9 protein-coding genes and 1 tRNA gene are annotated in these 12,202 nt (G+C 48.4%); 1 reads left to right on the top strand and 9 read right to left on the bottom strand.

Annotated elements, in window-relative coordinates; genetic code table 11:
* Window positions 1-41: 41 nt before the first annotated feature.
* The 8 genes from secE to AC1EK3_RS05795 all read right to left on the bottom strand — a co-directional run bounded on the left by secE (window position 42) and on the right by AC1EK3_RS05795 (window position 9,012).
* Window positions 42-269, bottom strand: coding sequence for a preprotein translocase subunit SecE (secE, locus tag AC1EK3_RS05830; protein ID WP_480033721.1), 228 nt, complete (start codon window positions 267-269; stop codon window positions 42-44).
* 37 nt (window positions 270-306) lie between these two features.
* A tRNA-Trp gene (locus AC1EK3_RS05825) sits at window positions 307-382 on the bottom strand.
* Between the two features lie 156 nt (window positions 383-538).
* Window positions 539-1,777: a pyridoxal phosphate-dependent aminotransferase gene (locus tag AC1EK3_RS05820; protein WP_480033722.1), complete on the bottom strand. Its 1,239-nt coding sequence runs from the start codon at window positions 1,775-1,777 to the stop codon at window positions 539-541.
* 101 nt (window positions 1,778-1,878) lie between these two features.
* Entirely contained in the window at window positions 1,879-3,024 is a 1,146-nt protein-coding gene (gene proB / locus AC1EK3_RS05815; protein WP_415687569.1) for a glutamate 5-kinase, read from the bottom strand.
* A 25-nt stretch (window positions 3,025-3,049) separates the two neighbouring features.
* A complete protein-coding gene (obgE, locus tag AC1EK3_RS05810) occupies window positions 3,050-4,732 on the bottom strand; it encodes a GTPase ObgE (RefSeq protein WP_480033723.1) in 1,683 nt (560 codons plus the stop codon).
* Window positions 4,733-4,878: 146 nt separating this feature from the next.
* Complete coding sequence (gene rpmA, locus AC1EK3_RS05805) at window positions 4,879-5,130, bottom strand: 50S ribosomal protein L27 (RefSeq protein ID WP_004106248.1); 252 nt, start codon at window positions 5,128-5,130, stop codon at window positions 4,879-4,881.
* Window positions 5,131-5,163: 33 nt separating this feature from the next.
* On the bottom strand, window positions 5,164-5,472 hold the full coding sequence (rplU, locus tag AC1EK3_RS05800; RefSeq protein ID WP_004111933.1) for a 50S ribosomal protein L21: 309 nt from the start codon (window positions 5,470-5,472) through the stop codon (window positions 5,164-5,166).
* Window positions 5,473-5,646: 174 nt separating this feature from the next.
* A complete protein-coding gene (locus tag AC1EK3_RS05795; RefSeq protein WP_480033724.1) occupies window positions 5,647-9,012 on the bottom strand; it encodes an Rne/Rng family ribonuclease in 3,366 nt (1,121 codons plus the stop codon).
* A gap of 399 nt (window positions 9,013-9,411) precedes the next feature.
* Here AC1EK3_RS05795 and AC1EK3_RS05790 point away from each other — a divergent pair, with 399 nt between their 5' ends.
* A complete protein-coding gene (locus AC1EK3_RS05790) occupies window positions 9,412-10,353 on the top strand; it encodes an AEC family transporter (protein ID WP_480033725.1) in 942 nt (313 codons plus the stop codon).
* A 342-nt stretch (window positions 10,354-10,695) separates the two neighbouring features.
* Here AC1EK3_RS05790 and AC1EK3_RS05785 read toward each other — a convergent pair whose 3' ends face one another.
* Window positions 10,696-12,159: a Maf family nucleotide pyrophosphatase gene (locus AC1EK3_RS05785; RefSeq protein ID WP_480033726.1), complete on the bottom strand. Its 1,464-nt coding sequence runs from the start codon at window positions 12,157-12,159 to the stop codon at window positions 10,696-10,698.
* Between the last annotated feature and the right edge of the window lie 43 nt (window positions 12,160-12,202).

Below are 12,202 nucleotides of genomic sequence, written 5' to 3'. Positions count from 1 at the left end.
CTTGCATACACCTTCAAAATTTCAACTCAGCCAATTTCAACTCAGCCGAACAGCCACATTACGGACTTACCCAAACCGAAGTCCATGCAGGTGACGAAAGCCATCAAAAATACAACAAACATGAAAACTGCAAACGACCAAGCAAACAACTCCTTGCCGTGAGGTGCAATAACCTTGCGTGTCTCGTCAATAGTTTGCTCAACGAACATGCCAATACGCACAAACAAGTTATGCTTTGCTGCTTTCTTAGTACTGCGTGCCTTTGCCATGCTTGAATCCTTCGTGTAAAAAACCTGAACAAAAAACTGGCAGGGACGGCGGGACTCGAACCCACAACCTACGGTTTTGGAGACCGTTGCGCTACCAATTGCGCCACATCCCTAAGGTGAACTTGCTCATCATACCCCAAAAGGGACGAAATAGCAAACCGCCAAATAGACATACTATCTCATGGGCATGATTTCTTTATATCGTCACACAAAAGCGAGTGTCGCATTTTGCAATGGTAAGCAAGCTCTTATTTGCAATAAATACTTGCTTAAGCTTCAACCCACTTCTTCATGCGACGCATGCCCTCAGCAAGCTGGTCGTCAGCAAGAGCGCAAGAGAATCGCAAATATCCAGGAGCACCAAAAGCCTCTCCTGGAACCGCAGCAACATGCGCTTCGTCAAGCAACATTTCAGCAAATCGAGAAGAAGTATGCGGCACTTCGCGATGCTCACCAAGCGGACGCTCAAGCAGCGCCTCAACATTAGCAAACGCATAAAAAGCGCCATGAGGAAGAGGGCAAGTAACGCCGTCAATATTGTTCAACGCTTCCACAATCGCTTTGCGTCGAGCATCAAAAGCCTCACGCATAGTGGCAACCACATCCAGCGAACCGCCGACTGCAGCAATTGCTGCACGCTGCGAAATATTAGAAACATTAGAAGTCATATGGCTTTGAAGCTTAATTGCAGCTTTAGCAACATCTTCTGGTGCCACCATCCAGCCAACACGCCAGCCAGGCATGGCGTAAGTTTTCGCAACACCATTCAAAATCAGCAGCTGCTCGCGAATTTCCGGCACCTCGACGCCAATATACGAAGTCGAAATGCCGTCGTAATGCAGGTGCTCGTAAATCTCATCAGAAATAACCCAAATATGGTGTTTTACAGCCCACTCACCGATTGCGCGAATAGTTTGCGCACTCCAAATAGCGCCTGTAGGATTCGAAGGTGAAGTTATGATAATTGCGCGCGTGCGTGAAGTGCGAGCGGATTCAATTGCCTCAATATCTGGCTCAAAATCGCGATCTGCGCCTGCCAAAACTGGCACAGGCACACCGCCTGCAAGCTTCACAGCCTCCGGATAACTCGTCCAATACGGAGCTGGAATAATAACTTCGTCACCATCATTTAAGAGAATTTGGCAAGCCTCATACACAGCTTGCTTTCCGCCGTTTGTAACTACGACTTGATTTGGAGAAACTTCGTAGCCGGAATCTCGCTGCACTTTGCGCGCAATCGCCTCCCTAAGCTCCGGTAAACCTGCCGTAGCAGTATAACGATAATTGCGCGGGTCTTTACACGCTTGTGTTGCAGCATCAACAATGTAAGAGGGAGTAGGAAAATCTGGCTCGCCTGCGCCAAAGCTTACAACGTCAATGCCGTCAGCTTTCATAGCTTTTGCCTTGCCGTCTACTGCCAAAGTTGCACTCGGAGCGACTCGGTTAATACGCTCGCTTAATACGCGCCAATTTTCTGGGGATGAAGTTTCTGCAATATTCTCTGCCATGATTTACAGTGTAACCTTAAGCCGCGAAACGGCGAAACAAGCGAAACTGTCGAAAACACCAAACCACTTGATGAAATCAACAAAACACAAGCCATTAGCAATTACACAAGCACGAGATTGTCGCGATGCACAACCGGATGCGCATACTGGCGGCCGAGTGATTCTTCAAGCTCATCGCTCGTACGCCCCATAATCTCCGGAATTTCCTCCGCATCGAAAGCCACAAGCCCCTTAGCCAAGTGGTTACCCTGCTCATCGTCAATCCACACAGGATCCGTCGCCGAAAACTCACCGCGCACGCCAACAATACCAGCCGCAAGCAAGCTCGCGCGACCTCCGCGAACCGCCTTCGCAGCACCATTATCAACTACCAAAACTCCGTGTGGATGCGAAGCAAAACCAATCCAAAGTCGCCTTGAAGAATCGCGCGTATGCACCGGCGCAAACACAGTACCAACAGCATCTCCAGCCAGTGCCGGACCGGCATTTCCAGCGCAAGTTAGCACAGTTGGAATTCCCGAAACTGCAGCAACATGCGCAGCTTCCATCTTCGTCACCATACCACCGGTACCTACGCCCGAAACACTTGCGCCAACTTTCACTTCTTCAATCGCGCGCGTCACATCTGGCACAAAACTCACACGCTTAGCACCCGGCTCGCTAGGTGGAGCAGTATAAAGAGAATCCACATCCGTAAGCAACACGAGAGCTTCCGCTCGCACAATATTTGCTACAAGAGCCGCCAAACGGTCGTTGTCACCAAATCGAATTTCGTTGCTAGAAAGTGCATCATTTTCGTTTACTATTGGAATTACGCCAAGCTCAAGCAAACGCAGCATTGTGCGTTGCGCATTTCGGTAGCGCGACGGCGAAATAGTAACGTCCGCCGTAAGAAGCATTTGCCCGACTCTGAAACCAAATTGTGCGAAAGCTGCTTCGTATTGAGCCATAAGCAATCCTTGACCAACTGAAGCCGTTGCCTGCTGAGTTGGCACATCTTTAGGACGCTCATTAAAGCCGAGCAAACCAAATCCAGCTGCAATTGCGCCAGAAGACACAAGCACAATGCGAGCGCCTTGCATTTGCGCGTGACTTATTGCAGTCACAAGAGCGCGCAACTTTTGCACATCCAGCTGCCCGGACACACTCGTAAGTGAGCTTGAGCCAACTTTTACAACGATTGTGCGCGCCTCACGAATTGAACACCGAACCCCATCTTCAGTAAGCTCAATTTCTGGATTACTCATAAGATTCCCTTTGACCTTGATTCTTCTAGTTTTCCTGCTCTTCGCCACGGCCAAACAAGCTATTTTCATCATGACGATCGTCATCCACAGAAGGATCCGCCCAGTGACCCGACTTTCGCTCAGCCATCATCGCGTCTCGAACTGCGCTCTTTGCATCCATCATGCTGTGATAATCTCGTCTACGCTCAGCATTCGTACGCCTTGCTCCGCGAGGATCGTTCGCTTCGATTCGCAAATCCTTGCCACGCGCACCCAAATTAGCGCCGTCCAATCCTTCTGCGCCGGCAGCAATACTTGGATCCCAATCGAAACAAACCATATGATTCCCAGTACCAATACGAATTTCGTCTCCTGGACGCGCTCCCTTCTTGCGCAATTCGTCCTCAACACCAAGCTTTGCTAAGCGATCTGCCAAATAACCAACAGCTTCGTCGTTGTCAAAATTCGTTTGTACAACCCAGCGCTCAGGTTTTGTGCCAGTAACAGTGAACCAAAAATCACCATTCCTGTCTTCCTCGCGCTTAATTTCAAAGTCTGCACTATTTCCACGTCCATCATCGCGGCGACGACGCAAAGCTGAAGTCTGCTGCTCAAGCGGCTGGATGACAACACGCTCTTCTTCTCGTGCTGCTTCCTCGGCAGCGAGCTTCTCACGCATCTTTTCAACCAATCGTCCAAGCGCAAAACCGAGCTCTTTCAAGCCTTCGTGAGACGCGGTAGAAATCTCAAATACAGTCAATCCCATTTTTTCAAATTCACCGCGTACAAAATCAGCCAATTCTTTAGCTTCAGGCACATCGACTTTATTTAGCACAATAATGCGCGGACGCTCAGGAATTGGAATCGCACCCAACGGAAGCTCAAGTTTATCAGCGTATTGCGCAAGCTCATGCTCAAGAGCGTGGTAATCGCTAATTGGATCGCGATTTGGCTCCAGCGTTGCACAATCAATTACATGCGCAATAATTTCTGTGCGCTCAATATGACGCAAAAACTCAAGACCTAAGCCTTTTCCTTCGGAAGCTCCTGGGATTAAGCCTGGAACGTCTGCAATTGTGTAGCGATAGTTGCCGAAGCTTACAACGCCTAGGTTTGGCACCAAAGTAGTAAACGGGTAATCAGCAATTTTCGGCTTAGCTGCACTAATTGAAGCAACTAAGCTTGATTTTCCTGCAGAAGGGAATCCAACTAAAGCTACGTCTGCGATAGACTTGAGTTCCAAAATTACGTCGCGCTCTTCGCCAGGCTCGCCTAAAAGCGCGAATCCTGGGGCACGACGAGTTTTGTTTGCGAGTGCTGCGTTTCCAAGACCGCCAGCACCTCCCTGCGCTACAACGAATTTGTCTCCAACATGTTGCAAATCCGCCAAAACTTCGCCAGGTCGCTTTTGAGAACCTGCGGCACCGCGTGCTGTAAAAACAACAGTTCCAACAGGCACAGGAAGTACTAAGTCTGCACCTTTTGAACCGTCTTTAGTGTCACCTAAGCCCATCGTACCGTTTCCTGCAGTGCGGTGAGGCATGAAGCGGTAGTCAAGTAAGCTGTTTGCGTTGCGATCAGCTACAAAAATAACGGAACCGCCGTCACCGCCATTGCCGCCATTTGGACCTGCTAATGGCTTGTACTTTTCGCGACGAACTCCGGCAGATCCGTTTCCACCATCTCCGCCTTTTACATGCACTGTTACGCGGTCTACAAAATCACTCATACTGCTACCTTACTCGAAGCTAAACACCTAAATTCGCGAAATATGCGAGAACAAAAAAGCCGCACCGAACTGGGTGCGGCTTAAACGTTTTATCGCCGACTTATTATCGTCGACTTATTGTTGAAGCGCTTAGGCTTAGCTAAGATTCAGGCGGTAACAACGTCAACAACCTTGCGGTCGCGACGAATACCGAACTTCACATTGCCGTCCACCAAAGCGTACAGCGTGTGATCCTTGCCCAAAGCAACGTTCTGACCTGCGTGGAACTTAGTGCCGCGCTGACGAACGATAATGTTGCCAGCCACTACAGCTTCACCGCCAAACTTCTTAACACCAAGATATTGCGCTTGTGAGTCGCGACCGTTGCGCGAGCTAGACGCACCCTTCTTATGTGCCATCTCACTGTCCTTTCAGGTTTATAACACCGTCAATCAGGCGATGGCCGTGATCTTGACGAGAGTCAACTTCTGACGATGACCCTTGCGACGAGCCACACCAGTCTTGTTCTTATACTTCATAATGCTAATCTTTGGACCCTTGGCTTCGTCGTTCAAGACTTCTGCCTTCACCGTGATCTTAGCAAGATCCTTGGCGCTCAAGGTCACCTTAGCACCGTCAACAACGAGCGCGACCGGGAATTCCACGGTATCGCCCTTCTTTGCATCGAGACGGTTCACGAGAATGGCGTCGCCAACCTCGACCTTCTCTTGATGGCCACCGGCCTTCACAATCGCGTACATAATTCGTTCCTTAGCTCAATTGAAAGCTTACTTTTGCCTTGCGCACAGCAAAACGCGCGCGGCAAGACACCGACTATCAAAAATACACCTACCCATGTACTAACGTCAAGTCGCTAGATTCATGAGTCAATGCAGACAATATTCAATATTGTACTCAAGGCATATACTTAGTCACTATTCAGAGGCGCAATCATCACTTTCTGCAGGTTCTTGCGCAGGTTCTTGCGTAGATTCTTGCGCAGGTTCTTGCGCAGGTTCTTGCATAGTATCTTGCGTAGGTTGCTCCGAAGTATACTCAGCAATCTCTTGCATAGTATCCTCTAAATTATTTTCAACTAATTCTTCAGAAGTTTTATCAACTTCACTAGTTTCCGCAACTTCACTAGTTTCCGCAGCCTCACTAGTTTCCGCAACTTCGCCAGTTCCATCCGCCTTAGAATACACAGACTCTTTGTCGGAATTCAAAAAATTGCTATATTGCGTTTCTTCTTCAGATTTATGAGTTGCGTCAGTAATTACAGATGCGGCAGCTATACGCGCTAACTTAGCTCTCACTTCCGCACTAGAACCCTGCTGCTTAACAGGCGCAGGCTGCTCAGTTGCACTTCCATGACCATACTTGTTTGTTTTAACAAAAGGATCTCCGCCCTTAAGCGCGTAAGGATCCGCATATTCCGAAGAAACAGTAGGCTCATCGTGCAAAATGAATCCACGTCCCTTACACGTTGGACACTCTTCAGAGAACGCTTCAACTAAGCCTTGACCAACGCGTTTACGTGTCATTTGCACAAGACCAAGAGACGTAACTTCAGCAACTTGATGCTTCGTGCGATCCCTAGCCAAGCATTCCAAAAGCCTACGCAAAACCAAATCGCGGTTCGCTGGCATAACCATATCGACATAATCGATCATGACCATGCCACCAATATCACGCAAACGAAGCTGGCGCGCAATCTCTTCAGAAGCCTCCAAATTACAACGAGTAACCGTTTCTTCCAAAGACTTACCACGCCCAATAAATCGTCCAGTATTCACATCGATCGTAGTCATTGCTTCCGTACGGTCAATCACAATAGAGCCGCCAGCTGGCAAATAAACTTGACGCTCCATGCCCTTACGAAGCTGACTATCAATCTGCCACTTATCGAAAACGTCTTTGCCTTCATGCTCAGCAGGATCCCAATATTCAACCTTGCTGCGCAAATCTGGAGCCATCATCTCAAGATATTCATCAATTCGCTGACGCACTCCCTCACCTTCAACAATAAGCTTTTGGAAGTCATCGTTGAAAATATCGCGCACAACACGAATTGCCACATCAGGCTCACCCTGTAATAGCTTAGGGCGCTTTCCATGCAAGTATTCTTCGCGCTTAGCTTCAATGCGCTCCCACTGCTTAACAAGCGAATCTAAATCTTTCTCAATCGACTCCTCGCTTGCACCGTCAGCAGCAGTACGAATAATAACGCCCATATCTTTTGGCGCAATCTTCGACACAATAGCGCGCAAACGCGAGCGCTCTCGATCCGAAAGCTTGCGGCTTACACCTGTCATGCCGCCGGAAGGCACAAGCACAAGGAAACGACCAGCAAGAGTTACTTGCGAAGTCAATCGAGCACCTTTGTGACCAATCGGATCCTTAGTAACCTGCACAAGCACAGGATCGCCAGACTTAAATGCAAGCTCAATCCTACGAGGCTGACCTTCAAGACGAGCCATATCCCAATTAACTTCGCCTGCATAAAGCACGCCATTTCGAGCCTGACCAATATCCACAAACGCAGCTTCCATGCTTGGAAGCACGTTTTGAATGCGCCCAAGATAAATATTGCCAACGGTTGCGACTTCTTGAATATCAGAAACGTAGTGTTCAACAAGAATATTGTCTTCAATAACGGAAATTTGCGTGTGGCGATCGCGCTCACGAACAACCATTAATCGTTCAACATTTTCGCGGCGAGCAAGGAAATCTTGCTCCATAAGAAGGTTTTGACGGCTACGCTCACGCCTATTATCTCTGCGGCGTTGGCGCTTTGCTTCAAGTCGCGTAGATCCTTCAATATCCGTAATTTCGTCTATGTACTGCTGCTTGCGCGAGCGGCGAGAAGTTAAGTCGTCATCGTTCGCATTAGTGTAGTCGGATGACTCTTCCTGAGAAGACGCGGAATTTGAGTCATCGGAGGATTTAGAACGGCGGCGACGACGGCGACGCGTATAAAGAGTTTCTTCCTCATCTTGCTCACGAAGTTCTTCTGGATCTGGAATTAAATCGCGATCTTCTTGAGAGACTCCATCTATTCTCGTGTGTTTTGTGCGAGAATTCGCGTCATCCTCAAAATCGTTCGAAATATCGATGTCTAAATCGCGACTTCCGTTACGGCTTTCAGCACTATTTTCGTTGCGGCTTTCGTTGCGATCAGCGCGAGAGCTACGACGGCGACGACGGCGACGCGTAATCATTATTTCGTCGTCATCGTTGTCATTATTTGCATTATAATCGTCGCTTGCGTCTCTGCTATAATCCTCGTTGCTGATATCGCGGCTATCTCTTCTATCTCTGCTATTGCTACCGCTTCTTCTGTCTACTGCATCGTTTTCATTTTGAGCGTCATCATCATTAAAAATATTATTCGACAGATTGCGACGATTAGAACGCCTATTCGAAGCATTTTCTGCAGATAAAATATCGCTAACATCAAGAGTTTCATCGATGCGCGTATCAATGGGAGCATAAACAATATTGTCGTATGCAAGATCCTCTTCAATTTGCTCAACTTCAGCTGCAGCACGTCGCTCAACAGCATTCAATCTGCGAGAACGGCGAGAACGCTGGTTTTTGCGAGTTTTTTCATCGCGACCATCTTGCGAATCCTGAAAATCCTTAGCATACTCAGAATCTTGAGAATACATAGAACGACTTGTTTCACGCGATGTTTCACGGCTATTCCCTCTGCCGCTATCACGCTTCATTTCGCTTGAATTCTCGCGTCTTTCAGAACGTGACTTGCGCTCTCTACTATCGCGAGAATCACGAGAATCACGACTATCGCTATTATCACGAGCATCGCGAGAATCGCGGCTATTGCGTCCACCGCGCCTTCCTCGAGAAATATCGCGCAAATCATCGCGCAAATCATCATTCAAGCCGTCACGCGAGTTGTCACGCAAGTCATTACGCGAGCTGCTGCTTTCCTCGCTACGATCGTTCACTACCTTAGGAAGAACTGGCTCCTGGAATAGCAGCGAAGTTATCGGGCGCGATTTAACAACATGCGGCTCAGAATTCTTCGCACTAGAATCCTCAACTTTTAGTTCCATTGCTTCTCCAGCAGCACCGGCACCACGAGTAACTCGTCGACCGCGACGGCGACGCGTAACACCAGAGCTTTGCTGCAAAGTATCACCGGCAGCTATGTTATTTTCCGCAAAATCTGCAGATTGCATTATTCCGGACATTTCCGCAGAAGTAGCGGTTTTAGACACAGTTCTACTATTTTCAGCTTCAGATTCATTGAAGCGTTCTCTTATTATTCTGGGCACTATGCTCCTCACGAGACGCTGCATCGCCTCGCATCCCTGGCTTTAAGTTGAGCACGCACGTGCGCGAGCCACCCCAAAGCTCTCTACAAAGTCTAGCTGCGCGACAGCGGACGCCAGCCTCGGAAAACGCTCACGAGGGGATCGACGCCATCGATTGCCTGGCGGCTTGCAGTGCCACCGCTCTCTAGTATGCCATATTGCCGAGTCAAATATATGACTCGTTGAATATTAAAATTTGCATCGCTACTTTTAAGCCAAAAGCAGCAAAACCACGCGCGCCACTATCTGCACTAATGCAAATCGTTACGCACGCACAAAAGTTTCGTATCGCTCCTATAGTTACAGCAGAGGTTTGTGCGAATATATTTGCGCGCAATTAACGAATTTTGGAGGCAAGAAATGGGCTTAATCAGCGCAATGCAAGGCTTTTGTGTAATTGGCATTGTTATTGCTGCAGGCTACGTTACTGCTCGCATGCGCGTTGGCGGTTCACAGGCTCAAATGGTGCTAAATCGCGTCAGTTTTTTCGTTTCCAGCCCTTGCTTAATGTTTGCAATACTTTCTAAAGAGCCTATTTTTGAGATTTTTCACTCTTCGATTTTTGTTGCATTCTTTTCTGCGATGATTGTTGGAGTTGCGTTCGTACTGCTCAATCGCTTTTGTTTCCATCTTCCTGCATCCGACTGCACTATAGGTGCTCTCAATTCTCTTTATTTAAATTCCAACAATATTGGCTTACCGGTTGCGACTTATATTTTGGGAAATCCTGCGCTTGTTGCGCCGATTTTAGTTATGCAGCAAGCTGTGTTTACTCCTGTTGGCTTGACTGTTCTCGACATTACAACTACTGGAAAATGCTCGCTTAAGCGCATCGCTCAGCAGCCTTTAAAACAGCCACTTTTAATTGGTTCACTTGGTGGAATTATTATTTCTGCAATTTCCGCAAAAGTTGGCTACTTCCCTGTTCCTAATTTTCTTTACGATCCAATTAAGATGATTGGCGATTCTGCAGTTCCAATGATTTTAATGGCTTTTGGAATGTCGCTTTACGGAAGCAAACCTTTACGAAAGGATTCCAATCGCGCTGCTATTGCCACTGTTGCTGTGCTAAAAAATCTTATTATGCCTGCAATTGCGTTTTTGCTAGCTTATTTTGTTATGGGTTTTCGCGGGGCGACTTTGTATGCGTGCGTTGTGCTGGCAGCGCTTCCGACTGGTCAAAACGTTTACAATTATGCTGCGCGCTATAACGTCGGCTTAAGTTTTGCGCGCGACGGCATACTGTTTTCCACTGTCACTAGCCCGATTTGTATTGCCGTAATTGCCGCTATTTTGGGATGATTTCGTGTGCATTCATATTTTGACTGCAAGAGAATCAAAACAAACGCGATAAAACGGCAGAAACTTTACAGCACTGTAAAGAAAAAGTCGTTTCCGCACCAAAAAACGGCAGAAACTTTACAGCCGCGCGCAGTTTATGCCGCCTACGCGCGCAATGCTGCGCTCAGGCAGGTCGGAGCGCACACAAAACACAACCCAGTTTCTAAAACCCAACCACACAAACCTGCCATGCCTTCGTCAATCGAGACGAAGGCAGACCTCGCTTGCGTTGAAAGCACACCGTGCTTTCAACCCTAAGCAAGCTCGGCGCTCCGAGTTGCTTTCGCGCGCACTGTGCTGCGCTCAAGCATGTCGGAGCGCTAACTCATCAAGGCGAGCGCGGAAAGACGGCCAATCAGTGCGCATTGCCGTAAGCAACTTCAGCTTAGGCACGTCGTCAATTGGCACCCACTTGATTTCCATACTCTCGTCGTCATGCGCGCAAGGATCCACGCTATGCCCCGGCTTTTCAAACGCAAAAACCGTTGTATAGCACCAGTTTCCGTGATCCTCGCGGTAAGCTCCAACAACCTCAATATCTCCCGAAGTAATATTTGCTTCCTCGAAAGACTCACGCAATGCACCCTCAATCGCGCTTTCTCCATCGGAAATTGCGCCACCAGGGATGCCCCAAGTGCCACCTTCAGCGCTCCAAAGAGCGCGATGTTGCATCACAACGTGCGTCACGCGACCAGTTTCAGCATCTCGCCTAGCAAGCAGCACTCCAGCAGCACCGTTATGACCCCAATGTCTGCGACCACAATTGCAATGCACCCAGCCATCTCCCGGCTGGTGGACATTTTCTTTAGGTACCTCCGTGGAAGTCGGATCGTTCTTTTCGCCAACTTCCTCCAAGCTTTTCTTATTCCACAAATCCGGCCAAGCGTATCCAAGCTCCGAAACCATTTGTCTCAGCAGCGGCAAGCTGATTCCAAGAACACCGTGGGGATCTCCCTGAATGCTTTCAATAAAAGCTCCGCCAAAGCCTTCTAGTGTAAAGGATCCTGCAACTTCCAGAGGCTCTCCGGTTGCTACATAAGCGCGAATTTCCGCGTCACTCATTTGCGCAAAAGTTACGCTTGCGTGGCTTGTTTTGCAAATAGTTTTGCCGGTTTTTGCGTCGATTAAGCAGTGACCAGTCCACAATTGCCCTGTTTTTCCGCTCATTTGTTTGATCCGCTCAAATGCAACTTCTGGAGTATGTGGCTTCCCGTAGCACTCGCCATCGAGCAGGAACATGGAATCGCAGCCAACAATCAGCACACCGCTACAATCATGAGAAGATTTATTTGTATACGCAAAATCGTGAATATCGAAAGTTTTTGTAGGAACAGTAACGCCTGAAAAATCGCGAGTTTGCGCCGTATCTACGTTATGCGTTACATCTGATTGCGAATCGCTTGCTAAAGCATTACCAGAGGATTCAGAAGATACAGATTCAGAAGATTCAGATCCCGTAGAATCGTCAGATCCTTCAGTTTTAGCTTCCAGCGGATACCCCACAACTAAATCGCCACTAGCCGAAGCAGCTGCATCCGCAACAAGTTTCCACGCATTGTACACAGCTTGAGCTTTTGCGCGAGCCAAAATAGAAACTCGCTGCTCAGCACTCAACTGCTCAACGCTTGCACCTCGCTCACTAGCGGCATCACGCAAAGCCGCCGGCTCATCCACTTCGCTTACGTGAATTACCGGAATCACTCCACCAGCCGCCAAAACCGCTCTACGCGCCGGAGACTGTGAAGCCAAAATCAACGAAACTGCCATATCCTTACTCTTCCTTTTACGCCTTTACAACTTCGCACAACCT

The sequence above is a fragment of the Gardnerella sp. C0026F2 genome (assembly GCF_056590715.1).
The sequence above is the reverse complement of the archived record's forward strand: the minus strand, read 5'-3'. Positions and strand labels throughout refer to the sequence as shown.